Source organism: Bacillus sp. SIMBA_031 (genome assembly GCF_046535225.1).
GTDB classification, from domain to species: domain Bacteria; phylum Bacillota; class Bacilli; order Bacillales; family Bacillaceae; genus Bacillus; species Bacillus velezensis.
Genome location: NZ_JAWRXC010000001.1, coordinates 249851 through 273075, shown reverse-complemented (window position 1 = coordinate 273075; position 23225 = coordinate 249851). Strand labels below are relative to the sequence as shown.

26 protein-coding genes and 1 riboswitch are annotated in these 23225 nt (G+C 46.6%); of the genes, 7 read left to right on the top strand and 19 right to left on the bottom strand.

Going from position 1 to position 23225, the window contains the following annotated elements:
- Positions 1–15 precede the first annotated feature (15 nt).
- The 7 genes from thiF to SB724_RS01415 all read right to left on the bottom strand — a co-directional run bounded on the left by thiF (position 16) and on the right by SB724_RS01415 (position 6479).
- Positions 16–1026 (bottom strand): thiazole biosynthesis adenylyltransferase ThiF, encoded by a 1011-nt coding sequence (gene thiF / locus SB724_RS01445; protein WP_410569836.1) that lies wholly within the window; start codon positions 1024–1026, stop codon positions 16–18.
- Complete coding sequence (gene thiG / locus SB724_RS01440; RefSeq protein ID WP_007610655.1) at positions 1023–1793, bottom strand: thiazole synthase; 771 nt, start codon at positions 1791–1793, stop codon at positions 1023–1025. The genes thiF and thiG overlap by 4 nt, the downstream gene beginning before the upstream one ends.
- Positions 1790–1993, bottom strand: a complete 204-nt coding sequence (thiS, locus tag SB724_RS01435; protein WP_007409096.1) for a sulfur carrier protein ThiS — start codon at positions 1991–1993, stop codon at positions 1790–1792. The genes thiG and thiS overlap by 4 nt, the downstream gene beginning before the upstream one ends.
- Complete coding sequence (gene thiO, locus SB724_RS01430) at positions 1990–3099, bottom strand: glycine oxidase ThiO (RefSeq protein ID WP_022553548.1); 1110 nt, start codon at positions 3097–3099, stop codon at positions 1990–1992. Before thiO ends, thiS begins: the two co-directional genes overlap by 4 nt.
- Positions 3083–3700 carry a thiazole tautomerase TenI gene (tenI, locus tag SB724_RS01425; protein WP_038461787.1) on the bottom strand — a complete coding sequence of 206 codons (618 nt, stop codon included), beginning with the start codon at positions 3698–3700 and terminating at the stop codon, positions 3083–3085. The genes thiO and tenI overlap by 17 nt, the downstream gene beginning before the upstream one ends.
- Positions 3678–4385, bottom strand: coding sequence for a thiaminase II (tenA, locus tag SB724_RS01420; RefSeq protein ID WP_105938242.1), 708 nt, complete (start codon positions 4383–4385; stop codon positions 3678–3680). Before tenA ends, tenI begins: the two co-directional genes overlap by 23 nt.
- A gap of 87 nt (positions 4386–4472) precedes the next feature.
- Positions 4473–4581, bottom strand: a riboswitch (TPP riboswitch).
- 53 nt (positions 4582–4634) lie between these two features.
- Complete coding sequence (locus tag SB724_RS01415; protein WP_022553551.1) at positions 4635–6479, bottom strand: monovalent cation:proton antiporter family protein; 1845 nt, start codon at positions 6477–6479, stop codon at positions 4635–4637.
- Between the two features lie 228 nt (positions 6480–6707).
- On the opposite strand from SB724_RS01415, the gene prpE reads away from it, so the two are divergent.
- A complete protein-coding gene (gene prpE / locus SB724_RS01410) occupies positions 6708–7457 on the top strand; it encodes a bis(5'-nucleosyl)-tetraphosphatase PrpE (RefSeq protein ID WP_022553552.1) in 750 nt (249 codons plus the stop codon).
- Between the two features lie 33 nt (positions 7458–7490).
- On the opposite strand, the gene SB724_RS01405 is transcribed toward prpE, so the two are convergent.
- The 4 genes from SB724_RS01405 to SB724_RS01390 are packed head-to-tail and all read right to left on the bottom strand — an operon-like array spanning position 7491 to position 10245.
- A complete protein-coding gene (locus SB724_RS01405; protein ID WP_007610628.1) occupies positions 7491–8384 on the bottom strand; it encodes an RluA family pseudouridine synthase in 894 nt (297 codons plus the stop codon).
- Between the two features lie 14 nt (positions 8385–8398).
- Positions 8399–9199 (bottom strand): NAD kinase, encoded by an 801-nt coding sequence (locus SB724_RS01400; protein ID WP_003155018.1) that lies wholly within the window; start codon positions 9197–9199, stop codon positions 8399–8401.
- Between the two features lie 17 nt (positions 9200–9216).
- A complete protein-coding gene (yjbM, locus tag SB724_RS01395) occupies positions 9217–9852 on the bottom strand; it encodes a GTP diphosphokinase (RefSeq protein WP_285979633.1) in 636 nt (211 codons plus the stop codon).
- Between the two features lie 27 nt (positions 9853–9879).
- Complete coding sequence (locus SB724_RS01390) at positions 9880–10245, bottom strand: UPF0738 family protein (RefSeq protein WP_410569832.1); 366 nt, start codon at positions 10243–10245, stop codon at positions 9880–9882.
- A gap of 124 nt (positions 10246–10369) precedes the next feature.
- Between SB724_RS01390 and SB724_RS01385 the strand changes: the two genes are divergently transcribed.
- The 5 genes from SB724_RS01385 (at position 10370) to SB724_RS01365 (ending at position 13612) form a co-directional block, all read left to right on the top strand.
- Entirely contained in the window at positions 10370–10942 is a 573-nt protein-coding gene (locus SB724_RS01385; protein WP_410569830.1) for a CYTH domain-containing protein, read from the top strand.
- A gap of 4 nt (positions 10943–10946) precedes the next feature.
- On the top strand, positions 10947–11633 hold the full coding sequence (locus SB724_RS01380) for a lytic transglycosylase domain-containing protein (RefSeq protein ID WP_410569828.1): 687 nt from the start codon (positions 10947–10949) through the stop codon (positions 11631–11633).
- Between the two features lie 228 nt (positions 11634–11861).
- A complete protein-coding gene (locus SB724_RS01375) occupies positions 11862–12260 on the top strand; it encodes a globin domain-containing protein (RefSeq protein WP_007610618.1) in 399 nt (132 codons plus the stop codon).
- Positions 12257–13159 carry a protease adaptor protein SpxH gene (gene spxH, locus SB724_RS01370; RefSeq protein ID WP_003155024.1) on the top strand — a complete coding sequence of 301 codons (903 nt, stop codon included), beginning with the start codon at positions 12257–12259 and terminating at the stop codon, positions 13157–13159. The genes SB724_RS01375 and spxH overlap by 4 nt, the downstream gene beginning before the upstream one ends.
- A gap of 285 nt (positions 13160–13444) precedes the next feature.
- Positions 13445–13612 (top strand): hypothetical protein, encoded by a 168-nt coding sequence (locus tag SB724_RS01365; protein ID WP_003155026.1) that lies wholly within the window; start codon positions 13445–13447, stop codon positions 13610–13612.
- Positions 13613–13649: 37 nt separating this feature from the next.
- On the opposite strand, the gene pepF is transcribed toward SB724_RS01365, so the two are convergent.
- The 3 genes from pepF to mecA all read right to left on the bottom strand — a co-directional run bounded on the left by pepF (position 13650) and on the right by mecA (position 17674).
- Entirely contained in the window at positions 13650–15479 is a 1830-nt protein-coding gene (pepF, locus tag SB724_RS01360; RefSeq protein ID WP_003155028.1) for an oligoendopeptidase F, read from the bottom strand.
- Between the two features lie 227 nt (positions 15480–15706).
- Positions 15707–16867, bottom strand: a complete 1161-nt coding sequence (locus SB724_RS01355; RefSeq protein ID WP_410569825.1) for a competence protein CoiA family protein — start codon at positions 16865–16867, stop codon at positions 15707–15709.
- Between the two features lie 150 nt (positions 16868–17017).
- A complete protein-coding gene (gene mecA, locus SB724_RS01350) occupies positions 17018–17674 on the bottom strand; it encodes an adaptor protein MecA (protein ID WP_265972209.1) in 657 nt (218 codons plus the stop codon).
- Positions 17675–17949: 275 nt separating this feature from the next.
- Here mecA and SB724_RS01345 point away from each other — a divergent pair, with 275 nt between their 5' ends.
- Complete coding sequence (locus SB724_RS01345; protein ID WP_007610610.1) at positions 17950–18606, top strand: TerC family protein; 657 nt, start codon at positions 17950–17952, stop codon at positions 18604–18606.
- Positions 18607–18663: 57 nt separating this feature from the next.
- Here the strand turns inward: SB724_RS01345 and spx are convergent, their stop codons facing one another.
- The 5 genes from spx to SB724_RS01320 form a co-directional block, all read right to left on the bottom strand.
- Positions 18664–19059: a transcriptional regulator Spx gene (gene spx / locus SB724_RS01340; RefSeq protein ID WP_003155034.1), complete on the bottom strand. Its 396-nt coding sequence runs from the start codon at positions 19057–19059 to the stop codon at positions 18664–18666.
- 178 nt (positions 19060–19237) lie between these two features.
- Entirely contained in the window at positions 19238–19816 is a 579-nt protein-coding gene (locus SB724_RS01335) for a GNAT family N-acetyltransferase (RefSeq protein ID WP_007409110.1), read from the bottom strand.
- Between the two features lie 117 nt (positions 19817–19933).
- Positions 19934–21121 carry a putative glycoside hydrolase gene (locus SB724_RS01330; RefSeq protein WP_410569822.1) on the bottom strand — a complete coding sequence of 396 codons (1188 nt, stop codon included), beginning with the start codon at positions 21119–21121 and terminating at the stop codon, positions 19934–19936.
- Between the two features lie 106 nt (positions 21122–21227).
- Positions 21228–22145: an oligopeptide ABC transporter ATP-binding protein OppF gene (oppF, locus tag SB724_RS01325; RefSeq protein WP_012117283.1), complete on the bottom strand. Its 918-nt coding sequence runs from the start codon at positions 22143–22145 to the stop codon at positions 21228–21230.
- On the bottom strand, positions 22138–23214 hold the full coding sequence (locus SB724_RS01320; protein WP_003155039.1) for an ABC transporter ATP-binding protein: 1077 nt from the start codon (positions 23212–23214) through the stop codon (positions 22138–22140). The genes oppF and SB724_RS01320 overlap by 8 nt, the downstream gene beginning before the upstream one ends.
- Positions 23215–23225 lie beyond the last annotated feature (11 nt).

The window sequence follows — 23225 nt, the reverse complement described above, 5'->3', positions numbered from 1 at the left end:
TTCGCTCCTTTCGCATTATCCGATCCATTTATGATAAAAGGATTTCGCTCTGCTGATATCACTTGTGCCGTGTATTAATGCTCTGCCGTCACGAAACAGTACCATCTTGAAATTGTCTGTGCAAAACGAAATTAAATACGGGTTGGCTGAAACATCAAGCCCTGTCCGTCTGAGCTGTCCCGCAAGTTTTTGCAGATCAACCTGTTCGGAGATCCCCATTCTGATCTGCACCGTGTTCCGCCCGCACAGAACCGCCGCTTTTGTCTGATTTTCATAGGATAAAAACGGATAATCGTTTGTGCCGCAGCTTGGGCAATCAGCCGACTTAAGACGGGCGATGTTTATTTCTGACCGTTCATTTTTCCATAAATCAAAGGAACGGAGAACATGCTCGATAGATCCGCCCGTTAACAGCTTCAGCGCATCTGCTGCCTGAAAAACGGCCGTCTGCAATACAGCCGGACTGATGATTCCCGCCGTATCGCATGTCATACCGCCTAAAGGCAATGTCTCAAGCAGACAGTGAAGGCACGGCGTGACACCGGGAATGACGGTAAAAGAGAGCCCGTAGCTGCCGACACAGGCGCCGTACAGAAAGGGAATCCCTTTCTGCACAGCCGCATCATTCACAATCAGTCTCGTTTCAAAGTTGTCGGCGGCATCCACGATGAGAGAGGCGCCACGAATCAATCCGGGTGCGTTTTCCGCAGTGACATCCATGACAAATCCCTCGACCTCTACATCACTATTTATAGATCGAAGCCGTTTTTCAGCCGCCGCGGCTTTCGGCATTTCCTGTCTGACATCGTCTTCGGTATAAAGCTGCTGGCGCTGGAGATTACTCCACTCCACATAATCTCTGTCAGCGATCGTTACCTTCCCGACCCCTGCTCTGACAAGCATCTCCGCACTTGCCGTCCCAAGCGCACCCGCGCCGATAATCACGGCATGAGACGACCGGAGCTTCTCTTGGCCGGAGGGACCGATCGGCTGAAACAGCTCCTGTCTGGAATATCTGTCCGTCATACCGGAAGACCGTCTCGCGGACTGCTTGCAGTTCCGTAATCTTTCACCGGAATTCTCCCGGCTTCATAAGAAAGGCGCCCCGCTTCTACGGCAAGCTTCATCGCCCGGGCCATCTTGACCGGATCATCAGCGCCTGACACAGCGGTATTTAACAGCACGCCGTCTGCCCCGAGCTCCATCGCGTAGGCGGCGTCTTTTGAAGATCCGACGCCGGCATCGACAATGACCGGCACCTTCGCCTGTTCAATGATAAAGGATAGATTCAGCGGATTTAAAATTCCCTGACCGGAACCGATCGGAGAAGCGCCCGGCATAATGGCATGCACTCCGAGCTCCTCAAGACGTCTTGCGAGCACGACATCGTCTGACGTATACGGAAGCACGATAAATCCCTCTTCGAGCAGCTGTTCTGATGCTTTCAGCGTTTCAACCGGATCAGGCAAAAGTGACCGGCTGCATCCGATGACTTCTACTTTTATCATGTCACAAAGCCCTGAAGCTTTGGCAAGCCTTGCGATTCGGACCGCCTCTTCAGCCGTTGCGGCGCCGGCCGTATTCGGCAGAAGCGTATATTTAGACAAATCAAGCTGTTCGAGAAAGTTAGGCTGAGACTCTTCAAAGATGTTCATCCGCCGCACCGCAAAGGTTAAAATATCTGATTCCGAGACGGCCACCGCCTCTTTCTGAATCTCAAAACTCGGATATTTTCCCGTTCCTAACAGCAATCTTGACTGAAACTGTTTTCCGCCTATTGTTAACATCCTCATCCGCCTCCTACAAAATGGACAATTTCTATGACATCGCGGTCACACAAACTTGTATTTTCATAATTCTTTTTTTCAATGATTTCTTTATTTCTCTCCACAACTACGATTCTTTGATCGAGCTGGTACGATTCAAGCAAATCCTGAACCGTCCCCTCATTTCGATTCCAATCAATTTGTTTTCCGTTCAGCTGAAGGATCATATATGAACAGCCTCCTTGCGATCAATTCGAAACGCTTCTTCCCATTCCTGTTTGACTTGTTGCCCCAAGATTATATCCCGCACCATTTCAGCCGTTGCCGGCGCCAACAGGATGCCGTTCCGAAAATGGCCGGCGGCGAAGATGATGCCGCTGTCTTCAGGATGCCGCCCGATAAACGGCTTTCCGTCTCTTGTTCCCGGCCTGAGACCCGCCCAAAACCGGTCTATTTTCATATGTTCGATGGCGGGAAGCATGGTTTTCGCTTTTGCAATGACGGCCTCAATTCCTCCGATGTCAGGCGTATCGCTCCAGTCGCCCTGTTTCATCGTGGCGCCGATGACAAGCCGGCCGCTTTTTCTCGGGACGACATAACAATGATCATGGTAAAGGGTTTTGGTCAGCGGGGTATCGTCATTCCACACGGAAAGACATTCTCCCTTCACAGGAAAAAAAGGCTGTCCCAAGCCGAGCTGGCTGAAAAACCGGCCGCTCCATACACCGCTTGCAACTGCGACTTTTTCAGCATAGACATCCCCGCCGGATGTTGTGATGCAATATTCTCCGTTCACCCGTTTTACGGAGGTGACTTGTGTATGCTCATATATGTCAGCGCCATAGCGCCGCGCTCCTTTTGCATACGCTTTGCAGACATAGTACGGTTCGACATGGACATCGTCTTTTATAAAACTTGCGCCGAGAATGTCTTTTGAAGCGTAAGGCTCTTTTTCAAGGGCATCTTCCGCTGAAAGCCAAGTGACGGAAGGCAGATCATCCATCTTCCGTAGACGGGCGATATCTTCTTCGGTATACGCCAGTTTAAGCATTCCGCCGTTATGGCGCCTAATGTCAATGCCGCAAGCTTCCTCAAGCTCTTGCCCCGCCGCTTCATACAGCCTTTGACTGTGCATGGCAAAATCAAAAAACGCATCCCGGTTTTCACATTCCGCATGAGCCCCCAGCATTCCCGCGGCAGCGCTTGTCGTTTTTCGGCCGACTTCTCCGGCTTCAAACAAGACAACGTTCTGCTGCGTCTTCGCCAGCTCATAAGAAATGGCGCACCCGATAATTCCGCCGCCGATCACCGCTGTATCATAGTGCTTCTTCATAATCGGCCTCCCTTACCGCGCGTGCATACCGTTTTGCCGCCTTCTCAGGATTTTCAGCTGAGAAAATACCTGACATGACGGCAATTCCGTCCGGTTTCGCCTGCTTTGTGTGTCCGATCGTCTGCATTGTCATTCCGCCGATTGCGATGACGGGGATGGAAAGCGTGCGTTTGATCTCTGAAAGCAGGCTGATGCCTCTTGCTTCAAGTCCTTGTTTACATTCGGTTTCAAATACATGGCCGAACACCACATAATCCGCATCTTCCTTTTCAGCTTGGATGGCTTCTTTCAGCGAATGAACCGAACGTCCGATATGAAGATGGGGAAATCTGCTTCGCACCTGCTTTACGGAAAAGCTGCGGGACGGAAGCTGAACACGGTGTATGTTGGCAAAAAGCGCGATATCCGCCCTGTCATTGATAATCAATTTGTCCTTATCCGCACCGCCCTTTTTCAAAAGGGACAAAAGCTGCATGATCTCTCCCGCTGTTTTATCCCGCTCACGGATATGGATAAAGCTTACTTCGCGCTGAATCGAAAGAATATCCTCGGCAAGCTCGGCAACGGGTTTGCGATTATCAGTTACCGCGTGCAGCTCCAAAGGATTCCACCTCTTTTCCGCCCTTCTCGGACCAGCCTTCTTTTTGATAGGCCATTCCCCAAAATTGATATTCATAATAGCTTGAAATCACAAAATTCTCTTTCATTTTCGCGCGGATCTCCTCTGTGCTGTTTTCAGCAATCTCATCAAAACGGCTGATCTGTTCTTCGACCTGCTGTCTGAACCAGTCTCCGCCGTATGTACCGATCCATTTTTCATAAATCGGATGCTCCGGTTTGCACTCTTTTAAGTGTTCGCCGACTTCATAATAAAGCCAATAACAGGGCAGAAGCGCAGCTAATATTTCTCCAAAATTGCCGCTCATCACCGATCTGTACATATGAGACGTATAAGAATAGGCGGTCGGTGCCGGTTTAAATGCCGCACGCTCTTCTTCCGTAATCCCTAAAAGCTCCGTAAACTCGCGGTGCAGCGCCATTTCCGCTTCATATGTCCCTTGAGCGTGGCCCGCCATCCTGCCCGTCGTAAACAAGTCTTCGGCATATGCGGCGCCGAACGCCTGAACTTTTGCAAAATGCGTCAAATAGTAGGAATCTTGCAGCACGTAATAGCTGAAACGGTCTATCGGCAGGCTTCCGTCACCGATTCCCGTTACAAACGGATGAACAAAACTTCCGTCCCACCATTCGGCAGCCGCCAGTCTGCATTCTTTAGAAAATGTCATCATGTCTTCCCCCCTGTTAAAATAAAAAAACCACTTTCCCGCATCGGAAAAGTGGTTTGGAATTTAAATGGATAAAAGGAACCCCAAAAAAATACCGCTCCACTTCCCTACGCAGGTCTGAACCTGTTCAAGTTATGAGGGTCTAAAAGTCTCACTTTTATCTCAGCCCTTATGAAGGACACCCCTAGTGGTCATACGATTAATGATTTATTTGTTATGCCTTCTATATTATCACGAATTGCAATTTGGTCAAGCTTCAAGGATTTTTCTCAGTTCCGACACGTAGTTGCGCGAGCCCGTGACGATGAGACGGTCTCCTGTTTTCAGCCGCGTGTCTCCGTGCGGAACGATGCTGTCCACACCTCTGAAAATCCGGACGAAAATCACATCGCCCATCAGCGGAAATTCCCGCAGAATGATGCCGTTATACGCCGGGTTTTCCAGATTGATCTGATATAACGAAGACTCCTCATTCGTCAGGAGGCTCATCACGCCCGGCGCCTCAATTAATGCGCGCAAGAGTGTCTTTGTAGACAGAAGGATAGAAAAAATACTGATGCCCTCTTCTTTCAGTTTTGTTTCATGCTCAACCGAGCCGACGCTTGCGATGATACGCTCAGTCCCTTTCTCTTTCGCTATTAAGGCGATTTCGGCGTTCACTTCTTCATTTCCCGTCGCCACGACAAGAATATCCGTTTTGAAAATACCGTGCGACTCAAGCGTGCCGGGCTCGTAATCAGAAATCGTGTCAACCGAAAAAACGGATTCCGCAAGCGTTTCCCCGGCATTTTCCTGATACACATGGACGACCCGTACTTCATATTCCTCCTCAGGCAATTCCAGCGTAACCGGAAGCGTCATTTGGTTGGCGCCGATAAATGTAATGCGCTTTTTTTCCTGCGGCGCACTTTGCCGTTTGTATAATTTCTTAAAGCCGATCGGCGTGATGATGCTGGCAATAACCGCAACTAAAGTCAGCGCGCCGGACATATTGGCGCTGATAATGTGGAGCCTTTCTCCGATCGTAGCCGCCGCGATAACAAGCGACAGCGTGGACGTCAGCAAAAAGCCCGAAGCAAACACGGTTCTTTTGTCATACCATTTCTTTAAATAAAACACCGGAAACATTTTGCTGATAAACAGCGCAAGCAGAAGCAGCGGAATCATCGTTAATGTTTTCGGATCTTGGAAAAGCGTCCAAATGTCCAATTTCACCCCGACCATGACGAAAAAGATCGGAATTAAAAACCCGTAGCCGAATGAATCCAGCTGTTCCACCATTTCTTTATTCGGAGACAGAAGCGATACCAGAACGCCTGCCAAAAACGCGCCGAGAATATTTTCCGCCCCGAGAGATTCCGATAAAGCGACAAGCACGATAATCAGTGTGAAAATGGCTCTCGTCCCGATCTGCACGGTGCCTTTGGACATCGACTGCACAAATGAACGGTGTTTAAAGATCCTGCCGAAGAAATACAGCACGACCCCCGCGGCAAAGAGAATCAACAGAAGCCACATATTTCCGCTGTCTTCTCCGTAAAGAGAAGAGAAGAAAGCGAGCAGAATCATCGTAGCCAAGTCCGCGATAACGGCGACAAGCAGGATGATCTGGCCGATATTGGAGTTCATGATCCGTTCTTCCTTTAAAGTCGGGACCACCACACCGAGTGATATCGTCGAAATAATAAGCGTCATTAAAAATGCGTTTTGTATAAAACCAGCTAATACAAAGGCATAGGACAGCAGCAATGATAAAATAAAGATGCCGAAAAAGATAATCAGTGCGGCAGAAAACGTGTTGGGCGCTTCCTTGCCATTCGGAAGGAATTGTTTTTTCTTCCCTTTCTCAAATGAAGAAAAATCAATTTCCAAGCCGCTTAAAAACATTAAAAAGATAAAGCCGAGAACAGACAGCGTCTCCAGCCACGTATCTCCCTGAACGACAAGATTCAGGCCGCTTTTTCCGATAATAAGCCCCATGATGATCTCCGCGACGACGACGGGGATGCTGAGCTTAAACCGATGTAAAAGGAGCGGCGTCAAAAAAGCGACGATCAGAACGACGACTAAAGATGCGACTGATGTGTGTTCCATTCGTAAATACCTCCTTAAAACAAGGGTTATAAAAGCCCGCTTAAAGCGGGCGAAACCTTACTTTTTTTTAAAAACATAACGCATATTCTAACAAGGCTGAACGCGAAAAAAAAGTGATAAGGCTTTATTTCTTTAATTCTTTTTTTAATTTGTGCAAAAACAGCGTAATTAGGTATAGGAATTAGCCCCATAATAAATAAAAAACCGTTAATAAGGAGGCTGACACGAATGGCTTATGACATCATCAGCGATATACACGGATGTTATGACGAAATGATCGCGTTAATGCAAAAGCTCGGATATGAAGTCAAAGACGGAACGCCCGTTCATTCTGAAGGCAGGACGCTTGTCTTTGCGGGGGATTTAACGGACAGAGGCCCAAAATCCGTAGAAGTGATGCGTTTTGCGGCAAAAGCATATGAAAAAGGAGCCGTCCGTTATGTCCCGGGAAATCATTGCAACAAACTGTATCGTTACTTAAAAGGAAACCCCGTAAAAGTGATGCACGGACTGGAAACGACGGCAGCCGAACTGAAAGAGCTGTCTCCCGCCGACAGAACGGAAGTCTCCAGACAATTTATCCGATTATATGAGTCAGCGCCGCTTTATGACATTTTACATAATGGCGATCTCGTTGTCGCCCACGCCGGCATAAAAGCTGACGATATCGGTAAATACTCGCGTAAGGTAAAAGAATTTGTTCTGTACGGCGATATCACGGGTGAAACGTATCCAGACGGCAGGCCCGTCAGAAGAGACTGGGCCGCCGCTTATGAAGGCAAGGCATGGATTGTTTACGGCCATACCCCGGTAAAACGCCCCCGGATCGTCAACCGTACAATCAACATTGATACAGGATGCGTCTTCGGGAATCAACTGACAGGCTTTCGTTTTCCGGAGCATGAAACCGTCTCTGTGGAAAGCTCAATGCCGTATGATGCTTCACGATTTCGCGAGGATCACGGCAGGGAGGCATGAAAAAAAGCCCGAAACCGGTAAACGGTTCGGGCTTTACATGTGTTCAATCAATGTTTTCATATCGTCAGGCACCGGAGCGTGAAAAACGAGCGTTTCTCCGGTCATGGGGTGTACGAATGAAAGCCGCTCACTGTGAAGAGCCTGGCGCGCAATTCCCTCATTTTTTCCGCCGTACAGTGTATCACCGACTAAAGGATGGCCAAGGTAGCTCATGTGCACCCGGATTTGATGCGTCCGCCCCGTTTCCAGCCGCAGGGCTGCAAGCGTAAACGCATGTCCCGCTTTTTCCGTTTGAAAATGCGTCACCGCTCGTTGTCCCTCCGGCGTTACCATCCGCTCAATAATACTGTCGTGTTTTCTTCCGATGGGCGCGTCCACCGTTCCTTCCTTCTGCAGCATGATCCCGTGTACGACAGCGAGATACCGCCTGCTGACAAGCCCCTTCTTCTGCGCTGCCGACAAAAGAGAATGGGAAAGCCGATGTTTGGCGATGAGCATCGCCCCCGATGTATCCCTGTCAAGGCGGGTGACAAGATGAACCGTTGATTGCACGCCGCTTTTTCGGTAGTGGCTGATCACTCCGTTAGCGATGCTCTCCGACGGGTGTTCTCTTGATGGAATTGAGGAGACATACGGCTGTTTATTGACCACAAGCACATGGTCATCTTCATAAAGAATATCAAGCGGAACCGGCTCAGGCAAAAGCGTTTCACTCACATGCTCCTTCGGAAATTCAATCTTAAGCACATCTCCGTCTGCTAACACGGTGCGGACGGTTACATGCTCTCCGTTCACAAGCAGGTCTCCCCCGCCGAATTTAATGTCAGCGAGAAGCCGCTTTGAAATGCCGAGCTGCGCCGTATATTCTTTTACCGTCATGCCGGCTTCCCGGGCAGTCATGTTCTTTTGGATAAAAAAGTTGTCCAATCCGTTTCCTCTTTCTATTCGCCTTTTCCGATAAAGGAATCCTGCACCCTTTTCCAAAACGGAAAAGGACGGAATCTTGCAAATCTGACTTTTTCATTTGCCACACGGCATAGAATGGACTTCACATCCTTATGCAGCAAGGTTAAATGATCAATTGTGACTTGAAAGTCGACGTCGTTTCTCGGTTTGATGACACAGTTATGATGATCGGGAAGCAAAAGCGGCGAGCCGACAGTCCTGAACACTCTGTTGTTGATGGATGCCATTTCCGCAAGCTGAATCGCCCTGATGGAAGGGTGGATGATTGCGCCGCCTAACGCCTTATTATAAGCCGTGCTTCCGGAAGGTGTGGACAGACATAAACCGTCTCCCCTGAACGTTTCAAACAGCTGGCCTTTAATTTCCACGTCAGCGACGAGACTGCCTTCTATGCTTTTGATCGTACATTCGTTCAAAGCCAGATACCGCTCCTCACGCTCTTCATCATGATAAGTGACAATCACCTCAAGAAGGGGATACTCCACGGTATGATACGGCGTTTTGGCAATGGCCAGAACGAGCTTTTCTATCTCCTGCGGAACCCAATCGGCATAAAAACCCAAATGCCCCGTGTGAACTCCGACAAACGCCGTTTTATCGAGACGGTCGCTGTACCTGTGAAATGCGTAAAGAAGCGTTCCGTCACCGCCGACGGAAATAACGATTTCCGGCTCTTTTTCATCCAAGGTCATATCAAAATCGAGTAAATACGCCTGTATTTTGCTTTTCAGTGTATCTGAAACCTCGTCTCCTTTTGAAGAAACGGCAAATTTCATGCCATTCCCCTCCTTTCCTACTGGTGGTCTCCCGCTTTTTTCTTTCGCGAGAACGCGGCTTGGGCTTCCTGGATTTCTCCGCGGATTTCTGACATTTCTTCATCGAGCCGTGATGCGGCTTCTGAGGCCCGCTGCAGCCTCAGCTTTACTTTTTCGGGAATGTTCCCGCTGTATTTGTAATTCAGTGAATGCTCAATGGTTGCCCAAAAGTTCATGGCAAGCGTCCGAATCTGTATTTCCACAAGAACGTGCTTTTCTCCGGACGTTGTTTGTAAAGGATATAAAACGACAAGGTGGTAAGACCGATATCCGCTTTCCTTATGCTCTGCTATGTAATCCCGCTTATCGACAACGGTAAAATCTTTTCTGGCAAACAGCATATTTTTGACGATCTGGATATCATCGACAAATTGGCACATGATACGCAGCCCTGCGATATCCTGCATCGTTTCAATCTGATGAAGCGGTATGCTTTTTCGTCTCGCTTTTTCAAGTATGCTCGCCACCGGCTTCACGCGGCCTGTCACAAACTCAATCGGTGAGTGGTCATCTTCATACTCATAAAGGGTTCTGACGCCTTTCAGCTTCACCTTTAATTCGTCAACAGCCTGGCGGTATGGCGCTAGAAATTGCTCCCATTGTTTGTCATCCATCGTACATCCCCCAATTCCGAACCTGTTCTAAAGAAATACGTTTTTCACTTTTTCTTCCATATCTCCGTAGTTTGCATTATCTTTAATATTTTCAAGAAGATAATCGAGTTCTTCATGCAGACCTGAAAGTTCAACCGTTTTTCCGCCGGCCTCAAGGACCGCCGGTTTTCTTTGGTCTAAGGCTTTTTTCAGATCCGTCCAGATATGTTCTTTTATAATGACATATTCAAAAGAGTCAGCTGATTCAAGTATGTATACAAAAGCAAAGTGATCGGAATCAACAAGCATTTGACCTGAGGCTTTGCGTTCCGCTCCGCTTAAGTCCTCTCCGCACTTCAAGCGGAGCGCGTCTTCTGTTAATGATGCATTTTGGATTTCAATTCTCTTTTGCATAATGTTCTCCTTTTTTAACAAAGTACAGCATTTATTTTATCATATCAAGGTCGATATTGATAAACGTAACCTCTAAAGAGATAATGGGAATTATACAATTTTTCGTCCTGAAAGGAAGACTGTCATGACCCAAGAAATAGAAATTGAATTCAAAAACCTGCTGACAAAATCAGAATTTCTGAAGCTGAGTGAAGCACTCTGCATGAAAGAACATGATTTTAAACAGCAGGTCAATCATTATTTCGACACGAAAGATTTTTCCCTGAAACAAAAAAAATCAGCACTCCGCATCCGAGAAAAAGACGGCGCGTTCGTTCTGACGTTAAAAGAGCCTGCCGCGGTCGGTCTGCTGGAAACCCACCAAGAGCTTGCGGCACCTGATCTTGACGTCTTCAAGATTCCGGAAGGCCCCGTCAAACGTCAGCTGGAAGGTCTCGGAATCAACTCAGAACACATTTGCTATTTCGGGACGCTGTCGACCGCACGCGCGGAAAAAGAATCAGAAAAAGGCTTAATCATTTTAGATCACAGCCGATATTTAGAGAAAGAAGACTTTGAATTGGAATTCGAAGCTGCTGACTGGGATGAAGGAAAACGGGCGTTTGAACAATTGCTCAAGCAATTCGGCATCCCAGAGCGGATCACGATAAATAAAATCCAGCGTTTTTATGAACAGAAACAAAAAAAGGTGGAATGACACAGTGAATATAACGAATTGGGCGGCCCTTCTCCAGTTGCAATCAATGGCGCTGCAATCAATCTCTCATACAAGCACGGCTTCAGGCGGACAACCTTCAGAAAGCCCGCTTGCCAATTTCAGCGCGCTTCTCAGCCAGTATACGGACACAGCCGTCCGGCAGCAGCCGGAATCAGGAATTTTAAACGGTGTGCGGACCGCTCACGCTTCATATTCACCGAGAATTCCCGTTTCATCCGGCTCCGCGGCTGCTTCACAGACCGCTTCCCCGGGCATAAAGTCTCCTGATGCGGCATCTGATATCAGCACCGGAAACTTTTCAATAGACAGCGCCATTCAGAAAGCGGCCGAAAAATACGGAGTGGACGAAAAGCTGATCCGCGCGGTTATTAAACAGGAATCAGGCTTTAATCCGAAAGCGGTCAGCGGTGCGGGGGCAATGGGACTGATGCAGCTCATGCCTTCCACGGCAGAATCACTCGGAGTGTCAAACCCGCTTGATCCCGTCCAGAACGCTGAGGGCGGCACAAAGTACTTAAAGCAGATGCTCACGAAATACGACGGAAATGTATCTCTGGCGTTAGCCGCCTACAACGCAGGCCCCGGCAACGTAGATCGGTACGGAGGCATTCCGCCGTTTAAGGAAACACAGCAATATGTTAAAAACATAACCAAACAGTATTACGCGTAAACCAGAGAGGCTTCCTTCGCCCTCTGGTTTTTTTGCGGAGTGAAATCTTACACATGAATGAAGGCGATGTGATATGATATGAAATACAAGCGCCTGACAGAAAGGCACTTTGTTTGTAGAAATAAAATGTTATTGCTAAAATATACAGTAACTGAAGATAGTAAAACTGAAAGATAAATTCGCAATGGGAATTATGATTCCTATTAGCCATATAAAGGAGTAGTCAACATGGGACAATCGTTTAACGCACCATATGAAGCGATTGGAGAGGAACTTCTATCGCAACTTGTTGATACTTTTTATGAGCGTGTCTCGTCTCATCCCTTGCTGAAGCCGATATTTCCAAGTGATTTGACTGAAACGGCCAGAAAACAAAAGCAATTTTTAACCCAGTATTTGGGCGGACCTCCTCTTTATACTGAAGAGCACGGACATCCCATGCTCAGGGCAAGGCATCTCCCCTTTCCGATTACGGACGAGAGGGCTGATGCGTGGCTAAGCTGTATGAGCAAAGCGATGGATGATGTCGGGCTGGAGGGCGATATTCGTGAATTTCTGTACGGGCGTCTGGAACTAACGGCCAGGCATATGGTAAACCAGTCAGAAGCGGAGGATCGATCATATTGACGAATTATCAGCATGAGCAATACTTCGCCCATTGCCACGGACATCCAAAAAAACCGCTCGAAATTTACATGTTTGTCGACCCTTTATGTCCTGAATGCTGGTCGCTGGAGCCCGCCATAAAAAAATTAAAAATCAAATACGGACGTTTTTTTACGCTGCGGATCATTGTTTCCGCGAGCATTACATCGCTGAATAAGCAAAAGCGGAAAAAACACCTTCTTGCCGAAGCTTGGGAAAAAATTGCGAACCGTTCCGGGATGCCCTGTGACGGAAGCCTTTGGCTCGAGCAGGATCAGCCTCTTTCATCGCCCTACCTTGCCGCACTCGCTTTAAAAGCGGCCGAACTGCAGGGAAGAAAAGCGGGCATTCTGTTTCTCCGCAGCATGCAGGAAAGCCTGTTTGTTTCCAAGCAGAATATTACGGATGAAGACGTTCTTTTAGAGATTGCCGAAAAGACGAAATTGGATGTTGAAGAATTCAAGCGTGACCTCCATTCGCAAAGCGCGGTAAAAGCGCTTCAGTGCGATATGAAAATCGCGGCGGAAATGGACGTCACCGTCAACCCGACATTGACGTTCTTTAACAGCCTGCATGATGATGAAGGGCTGAAGGTCCCCGGCAACTATTCTTATGACGTATACGAAGAGATCTTATTCGAAATGCTCGGGGATGAACCGAAGCCTTCTGAAACGCCGCCTTTGGAATGTTTCATTGAATATTTCCGGTTTGTCGCATCGAAAGAAATCGCACTCGTTTATGATTTGAGTCTAGAAGAAGTTGAAAAAGAAATGAAAAAACTGGCATTCGCCAAAAAGGTCGCCAGAGTGGAAGCAAAGCACGGTCTGTTTTGGAAGTCTCTGGCCGGCACCCAGGAGGATGTCACCTGTTGTGATCATTAAAAAAAGCTGATTCCTTACGGAGCCGGCTTTTTTTGTGCAAATAAAGAAACCGCGCCGGGATAAGCGCGGTTTCATATGTCTTAACGACAACAAAGGGGATGGGAGAAATTTTTCACGGTCAAACAAAGGGGTAATGTTTGTTTGTGATCAATTTCACATCCTTATCATATCAAATCTTGTCGAGTTTTGACAAGCCATAAGATTAATGTTCATATTTTTGTCACAAAACATAACTGACTGCTTGTTTTCATAGAATATATCAATGAAAAACAAGGAGGGAAATCAATGCTCCGCACCGTATTGATCATCGGAATGATTGTGTTTTTCTTCTTTTTAAATCTGCTGGCCATGATGCACATGCTGCCGATTTACATTACATCTCCCCTGCTGTTTCTGTCCATATTGTTTGCTTTGTACCGGCTGAACCATAGAAAAACGTTTAAAGGGTTTTAGGAAAAGCCTGCGCAACTTATGCACAGGCTTTTTTGAATTACGAAGGGTTCACTTTCGAAAGAAGCTCTTCCATTTCATTCAGTTTCTCTTCAAACATTTTGCAGGCCGCCTCGATCGGTTCAGGCGATGTCATATCGACTCCCGCTTTTTTCAGTATGTCGATCGGATATTCCGAGCTTCCCGCTTTTAAGAATTCGGTATAGCGCTCCACCGCAGGCTTGCCTTCTTTTAAGATCTGGCTGCTCAGCGCTTGGGCCGCACTGTAGCCTGTCGCATATTGATACACATAATAATTGTAATAGAAATGCGGAATTCTTGACCATTCCAGACTGATTTCTTTATCAATCACCATGTTGTCACCGAAATACTTTTTATTCAGATCATAATAAAGTTCGTTCAGCAGTTCAGGCGTCAGCGGCTCGCCTTCCTGCGCTTTCGTATGAATCAGATGCTCAAATTCAGCGAACATCGTCTGTCTGAACACTGTGCCTCTGAATCCTTCAAGCATGTGGTTGAGCAGGTACAGACGCTGTTTTTCATCCTTTAAGCTGTTCAGCATATATTCACCGAGCAGCGCTTCATTGGTCGTTGAAGCGACTTCAGCGACAAAAATGCTGTAGTTACCGTATGGATACGGCTGATATTTTCTCGTATAGTAGCTGTGCACGGAATGGCCGAACTCGTGAACGAGCGTAAACAGATTATTGACATTATCATGCCAGTTCATCAAGATGTACGGATTCGTGCCGTATGTACCGGACGAATAAGCACCGCTGCGTTTTCCTTTGTTTTCGTATACATCGACCCAGCGGTTTTCAAGTCCTTCTTTTAAAATAGACGCGTATTCCTCGCCCAGCGGAGCAAGTCCTTTGAGCATATAATCTTTCGCTTCCTCATATGTGACCTTCATTCCCGAATCTTTTACAAGCGGTGTGTACAGGTCATAAATATGGACTTCATCAAGGCCGAGAACCTTTTTCCGCAGGTCAATGTAACGGTGTAATAACGGAAGATGTTTATTGATCGTTTTAATAAGGTTATCGTAAACTTCTTCAGGGATGCTGTTATTGGATAAAGCCGCTTCCCGTGCTGATTTATACTTTTTCACACGGGCGTAAAAATTATCTTTTTTCACAGTGCCGCTGAGTGTAGTCGCCATCGTGTTTTTATACTGTCCGTATGTTTTATATACGGCTTCAAATGCGTTTTTGCGGACTTCACGATTGCTGCTTTCCAGGAAATTAATAAAGTTGCCGTGTGTGATTTGAGTTTCCTTGCCGTTTTCATCTTTAATCGACGGAAACGTAATATCGGCGTTATTTAAAACGCTGAATGTATTGGAAGGCGACGACAGCGCTTCAGAGGCTTCCGCAAGCAGGGCCTCTTCTTGTTCGCTCAGCACGTGCGGACGCTGTTTTGTAATTTCTTCAATTGCATGGGAGTAAAGCTTAAGCTCCTCTTTTTCCAGAATAAACTGGTGCAGCTTGTCCTCCTGAATCGCCAGAATTTCCGGTTCAATGTAAGCAGTCGCGCTGGCAGCCTGAGAATACAGGCTTGCGGCTTTATCGTTCAGCCCTTGGTAGAAAGAATTTCCCGTATCCTGGTCTGAGCGCATATGCGCGTATGCATAAAGTTTCCCAAGGCGGTTCGTCACTTCATCCTGTGCCGTAAGCGCAGCGTATAAATTATCAGCCGAATGAGCAAGCGTGCCTTTAAAAGAAGATAAATTCGGGATTAATTCTTTAACTGCTTGAAATTCTTTATTCCAGGCCTCATCACTAGGAAAAATATCCTCTAGTCTCCATGTATGCTCTGCCTTTACTTCACTTCTGTCAGGCAGCTGTGCTGCTTTATTTTCCTCAGTCATGGTGATCCCCCTCGTTTTCTTTACTTCAAGCCAATTGAAAAAACGATTGTTTCTCCAAAAACTTGTGTTGTGATTATCTTCCGGCTTTTCACTGCCTTTTGTCAAATCATATGCGGCATATAAGACCGAGCATACCAATAATACAGTGAAAAAACGAAAACAAACTGCTTGTACGCCCCTCACATTCGCCACCACCTTGACGTTAGGGTGAACGAAATGAAGCATTCTCATTCCCCAAAAAAGAGCAGATCCCGCCGGCGCAGCTCTTCTGCCGTTTGAGGGAGCTTCCGTTGAGATGAGGGCATATATACTTCATTCTCAATTTCCCTTAAAAAATCCTGCAAGCATAAGAAATCAGCATATTGTTTTACCGCCATTCTGATAAGGCTATCTTGTGAACCATACCGCATCCGGATCTCCTTATGCCTGATTTTTTGCCGTAAATCATGAACCATGCCGGATAATCGGATTGGCGCGCCTTTTTTAGAAAGTTCCGCAATCCGTAAGTATAAATGGCCCTGCCACACAAAAACAGGACTTGCAAACACAAAGCCCGCTGAAACGGGAATAAACACTTCAGATGGGAGAAATGGAAATGCAACCTGATGTCTTTCGTAAAAAAGACGCCGGATAAGACCGGCATCTTCAGATAAAAACCGCCCGCTTTTGTTGCGGAATCCGGCTACGGCACGTCCCCACGAGGGAAGTCTGACGCTGTGCCGCCCTTCCGGATGACAAATGTCTTTCAGGTTTGCTTTGTGAAGAGGGATTGCGGTTAAGCCGGCATAAGAATAGCCGGTGTAAAACGGAGTGATGGAATGCAGCCTGTAAAAGGAGCGGGCGTCGGGGCAGTAAAACAGTAAGGAGGAAAATGAATGGACTTCAAAGAACTGCCAGTGAAAAGCAGAAAGCCGGAAAAATTGCGCGGCCATCCGTTTTAACCGTTTTGCCCCGATGATCCAGACCGGCCGGTACCCGGCGTTTTTCAGGCCTGCCGTCCGGCTCTTTAAAGAGTCCGCCGAAAGGTTCGCACATTGAAATTCAAAAGCCAGCCTCTCTTCTCCGCTTTCCGCCGTCAAGTCAGGCCGCTGTCCAGCGGAAGTCAGATACGGTTCCAGGCTGACGCTGCACCCTTGTGTCTTCAGCCAGAGAAAAAGCTGCCTTTTTCCTTCCAGATGGTATTCGCTTTCGGGTTCGGATTCCCCCGGACACAGCCTGCTTTTTTTATGAGCGAAGTGCGGCAGTTTCTCCCGTCCCAGTTTGATATCAAGCTCACTTTTGCAAACGGGGCAGAACCAGCGTTTCTTTCTCAGCTCCGCCGCTTTTTCCTTTGAATAGCTTCCGGCCAGCTGAATGAGCCGTCCGTCGGCAGTCACAGCACTGAACATGTTGCATCTTCTCCTTTCCTGAATCTTGTTGTATTCAGCAGGAAGAAGATATAATCCTGTTTGCGGATGAGAGCCGTTATACGATTTTCAGCCGTTCATCCTGTCATTCAGAACAAAAAAAACCGATTTCTGCTGAGAGAAATCGGTTTGTTATGATGCAAAGTGTTTTTTTATTGTATATAACGCATGATCAGCGATCACCAATTTGCCGTATTCTTCAAGACGGTGAATGCTGACTGATGATTCGTGCGCGTACTCCAACAGGATGCTTAGCTGATTTTCAACCTCTTCATCAGTTTGCTCATAAAAATCTGCATATAAATAATATCGGTCTTCAAACGAATACAGGGTCGTTTTAATTCCGTTAAGATTCAATTTTGATAGCGAGATGAGATCCTCAAAATCATCGAACCGCAAAGTGAACTGAAGCTTTTGCTCCTTATCTTCCCGGTTCTCGGCCTGCTCTTCTTTCTGGAAATCATCAAGTAAAGCATCGAGATTTTCATCTGCCGGCTCTTGTTTTTTATCTTCCGGGATCGGCAGTTCGAGTTTTTGTCCGTCCTTGGAAAGCTGGGCTTTTGTTACGATTATTTCCAGTCCTTTGTCCAATGCCTGAACCTGAATCCAAAGAGGACCCTCGACAGCGAATTCCTCTTCATCATGCACTTCATCCATGACTTCCCAGAACAGTTCTTCACTGCGCTCGCGATTGTACCAGATTTCTTCTCTGTCAAAACCGCGATCTTCAATATCACCATAAGACATATAAAATTTTACAGTATGCTCATTAATTCTTTCTATTTCCATTTTGCCAACCTTCCCTTCTTTATAAGATGTTGAAGGGACATCTAAGCTCCCGATGAATAGTACTTTACTACACTTTACCCATTCCGTCCACATCTTAACCTTATAGAAGACAGCGCAAATTCTTTATATTTCTATTTTATGATAAAACAGTTATAAAAGAAATAAAAAAGCATTTTCACACCGAAAAACAGGCTTTCTCCCGGTTCCCATCATAAATAGCGCACTGCTTCATATATTAGCTGTACAAGCAATCGATCTATAAGCGAGGTGTTCCCATGCCGCACGATTACCTGCTGTCCCTTCTGCTTATTATCGGGATTGACCTTATTCTCGGCGGTGACAATGCCGTCGTCATCGCGATGGCCAGCCGGAATCTGGCCCATAAACAAAGACAGCAAGCGATCATCTTCGGAACATTTATCGCAGTCGTCTTGAGAATCGTTCTGACGAGCGCTGCGGTCTATTTATTGAATGTTCCTTTTTTGCAATGCGCAGGCGGGGTATTTTTATTGTATCTCGGCTATCAGCTTCTGATTGAGAAGAAAGATGCGCAGCATGTGAAAAGCAGTTCTTCTCTTTGGAAAGCCATCCGCACAATTGTTCTGGCTGATATCTTTATGTCGCTTGACAATGTCATCGCAGTAGCCGGCGCTTCTCACGGTGAGCTGACACTTGTAGTGATCGGTCTCTTCATCTCGGTGCCGATTATCATTTGGGGCAGCAAGCTCGTTCATGCCGCCATGGAAAAAATGCCTTTATTGATGTATGCCGGGAGCGGTCTTCTCGCATTTACCGGCGGTGAAATGATTGCCAGAGACAGCAAGCTGTCATTTTTCATGGCTGAACACGGCATTATACAAATGATGCTGCCGATTTTGACCGTCGTATTTGTTATCCTCGCCAGTATGATTTACCAACAGACTGAAAAATAACAAAAAGCCCAAACCGCGATGGTTTTGGGCTTTTTCCATGCTTATCGTAAGCTTATATCAGTTGGCAAGACGCTGTGCTTCTCTTAATTGGAAAGAACGCACTTTTCTTGGCAGGAATCGTCTGATTTCATCTTCGTTATAGCCGACTTGCAGACGTTTTTCATCAATGATGATCGGACGGCGGAGCAGTCCCGGATGCTCATTGATTAAAGTATATAAGTCTTGAAGCGGCATAGATTCAACATTTACGTTCAGTTTCTGGAATACTTTAGAACGGGTAGAGATAATTTCATCCGTACCGTCTTCAGTCATACGCAGAATCTGCTTGATCTCATCAATTGATAACGGCTCGGAGAAAATGTTTCTCTCTACAAACGGAATCTCGTGCTCTTCAAGCCAAGCTCTTGCTTTTCTGCATGACGTACAGCTAGGTGATGTGTATAATGTAACCATTAATCTTCACTCCTCTAATTAGTAGGATGAACATGTTTGTATTCTCAAATTGAAATGACTTTAAAAAAGGAATCTTTATAGGTATTATACTATAAAAAAGTAAGTGTGAACAGTCTCCTGAGAAAAAAATGTGTCAATCCGGCAAATTTACGGCTGGCGGATGTTTCCCCATTCTCAATTAGCTCAGCTGATCGAAAATGTTTTTTCGTTTTTTCTCATCAATGACTTTGAGAACTTCATCCGTTTTTTCGTATGATTCTCCGTACCATTTTTCATCTTTATAAGTGTGAATGTTTTCATATGTCTGTTTCATTGCTTCAAACATTTCTTCTTCTGATTCCGTCTTAGGTGACCAGTACAGAATCTCCATTTTGTTCACTTCATTCGTAGCCAATGACCGGCGCCGATACCCGATTGACTGCGCGTGCTTGAAATGCTCTCTTTGATAAAAACGCAAGCGTTTCTGTGTATCCGTGTCATCCTCGTCAACAGGCTCCACCTCAAGCAGAATCGGCTTGTTTTTCTTTTTCAGCCTGCCGATCAGCTTGCTTCCGAGGCCTTGTCCTCTGGATTTCTTTGACACAAACAGGTAATCAATAAAGATGAAAGAGTCAAATTCCGCATACATCAGCACGTGGTACTGCCCCTCTTCTTTATGATAAACATCGCTTTGCTCCTTTAACAGAGCTTCCATATGCGCTTTTGATTTCATTTCTTCAATCGGAAAATATTCACTCAGCTTTTCGTACCAGTTCATTCATTTGCTCCTTATGGGTTCGTTGTCTTCACACTTTTAGATATACCCCATTTCCGATTGTTTAAACAATCTTACATCTATTAAGACGTGTGATCCTTTAACATGGTTTCAATTTTTTTAAAATGGTGTGTAATCGACGTTTTTGGTATAGCGGTTTGCCGCGTCCCACAATAAAAATTCGTCAATTCCTTCGTCATGCAGCGCCTTAACCTGGTCTTCCACCTGGCGTTTCCCGTACTTTTGATAATTTCCGTTTCCGAGATATGATGCCGTGAAGTCCTGAAGCCACGGACGCGATACAGGCGGGTGTTTCAGCTTAGACAGTTTTTTATTTTCCACCTTCGCGTATTCTTTGACGACTTTGTAAGGCTCAAGATCCGGTTTATCAATGCCGAAATAGCTTGTCCAATGACTCGGATAAATCATGGATGAAATGACATCGACCTGTTCTGAAATTTTGCTGAAATTCTGGCCGATCCCAGGCGTTTCCGGCAGCGTGGCTGAATAGCCGAAAATATCAACCGACACATCCGCGCCGTACGGCTTGAGTTTTTTCTTCGCATAACCGACAAAATCGGTGACGGCATGAACGCGTTTTTGCACATTGCTCTCTGCTGTTTTTCCGTAATCGCCGTGACCGTATGTCAGTTCGTCATCACGTTTTTCAAATCCTTCAGGAAAACGGACATAATCAAACTGAATTTCTTGAAAACCCATCTTTACGGCTTGTTTTGCAATCTTTACATTGTAATCCCATACTTCTTTCATAAACGGATTGACGAACGATTCGCCGCGGCCGTTTTTCCAGACACTTCCGTTTTTTTCTTTAAAAGACCACTCCGGCTTTTTGTTCGCGAGTTCGCTGTCTTTAAATACGACAATACGCGCGATCGGATAGATCTTTTTTTCCTCCAGCTTTTTCATCATCTTTTTTGGGTCTTTGATGTAAGGCTTGGCGATTTCAGCATACTCAGAATGGCCGTCCGGCTTAAAGGTGAGGTTTCCGTTGTCGTCCTTGACATCAATCACCATTGTATTGAGTTCCGTTTTGTCCACAAAGTCTGTCAGCTCCCCGAATTTGCTTCCTCCCGCTGAATGCCCTGTGACGTAAATGCCCCGCACCTTATCAGGATGTGAAAAATGCAGCCCTGACGGATAAGCGAACCGTGCATTTGATTTCGGCAGTTCTTTTTCGGCCAGCGCTATTTTTACAAGCGGCTGCTCCTCTTTCACAGCGGCGTGGGCCGGATAAGCGGCTGCACTGATAAACAGTCCCGCACAAATGGCGCACAAAATGGTTTTCATACTGATCTCCCCCTTTTTTTCCATTATAGAAAAACGGGAGCAGGCTTAATAAACTTGAATGTGCGCAAAAAAATCCTCCAAGACTGAGTCTTGGAGGATGATAGGTTTATAGGTAGGTTTTAAATTCATCTTCAGTGCACATGACAAAGTGTCCCGGTTTCACTTCTCTGAATTCCATCTTTTCTCCGTCTTGCAGCTGATGAATGGACGGATCGTATTTCTTTCGCGTGCGATTTCTTTCATAGTCCGGATCAGGGAGCGGGATAGCGGACAGCAATGATTTCGTGTATGGGTGAAGCGGGTTTTCGTAAAGCTCATCCGCCGGCGCAAGCTCCACCAATTTTCCGAAATACATGACTCCGATGCGGTCGCTGATGTATTTGACCATTGATAAATCATGGGCGATAAACAGGTAAGTGAGCCCTTTTTCTTTCTGCAATTCTTTCATTAAATTGACGACTTGCGCCTGAATGGAGACGTCAAGCGCCGAAATCGGTTCGTCCGCGATGATAAACTCCGGATCAACCGCCAGCGCTCTGGCGATTCCGATACGCTGTCTCTGTCCGCCCGAAAATTCATGCGGGTAGCGGTTGGCGTGTTCTTTATTTAAACCGACCGTTTCCAGCAGTTCGTGAACCCGCTGCATCCGTTCTTTTTTCGTTTTTGCCAGACGGTGAATATCTATTCCCTCGGCAATAATGTCGGCGACTGTCATTCTCGGATTTAAAGATGCGTACGGATCCTGGAAAATCATCTGCATTTTCCGGTTAAACTCCAGCAGCTTCTTGCGGGATTTTTTCCCGTGGACATTTTCCCCGTTAAAGAGAACTTCCCCGCCGGTTGCCTCATACAGCCGGATAATGCTGCGGCCCGTCGTTGATTTACCGCAGCCCGATTCTCCGACAAGGCCGAGCGTTTCGCCTTTATAAATATCAAATGACAAATCATCTACGGCTTTTACCGTTCCTTTCTGCGTGAAAAAATGCTGTTTTAAATGTTTGATTTCGAGTAGTTTCTCAGTCATTTTTTTCACCTTCCTTCATTAAAACAGGATGCTGATAGGTATTCGGAAGCTGACGGATTTTAGCCTTCACCGCTTCAGGCGGCTCGACCTTAGGCGCATCAGGATGCAGAAGCCACGATTTCACAAAATGCGTATCAGACACTTTATACATCGGCGGTTCCTGTTCAAAGTCAATTTTCATCGCATATGAGCTGCGGAGCGCAAATGCATCCCCTTTCGGAGGGTTCGTCAGATCAGGCGGCGTGCCCGGGATGGCCGTCAGTTTTTCCTGATCGGTGCTGTCCAGGCTAGGCATTGAGGCAAGCAGTCCCCACGTATACGGATGGCGCGGATCATAAAAGATTTCATCCACCGTGCCCGATTCGACGACCTGACCTGCGTACATGACGGCGACCCGGTCGGCGACATTGGCGACAACGCCGAGATCATGCGTGATAAAAATGATAGACGTATCAATTTTCTTTTGCAGATCTTTCATCAGCTCAAGGATCTGTGCCTGAATCGTCACATCAAGCGCCGTTGTCGGTTCATCGGCAATTAACAGTTTCGGATTTGCCGCAAGCGCCATCGCGATGACGACACGCTGTCTCATCCCGCCTGAAAATTCATGAGGGAATTGGCCGATCCGTTTTTCGGGCATCGGAATTCCGACGAGATCAAGCAGCTCTATGGCGCGCTTTTTCGCCGCTTCACTTGAGATTTTTTCATGTTTGAAAAGCACTTCCGTAATTTGTTTGCCGACTCTCATCGTCGGGTTCAGAGAGGTCATCGGATCTTGGAAAATCATTCCGATGTCCTTTCCTCTGATAGCCTGCATTTCTTTTTCAGACATCGGCACGATATCGCGTCCGTCAAAAAGAATCTGTCCTCTTTTAAAGTAGCCCGGCGGCATCGGGATCAGTTTCATAATCGCTTGGGAGGTCACACTTTTTCCGGAACCCGACTCCCCCACGATCGCAAGCGTCTCTCCTTTATTCAAATGGAAATTCACGCCGCGGATTGCCTGTACCTCTCCGCCGTATGTTTTAAATGAAATGGCTAAGTCTTTTACTTCTAGCAAGCGTGTCACTCATATCACTC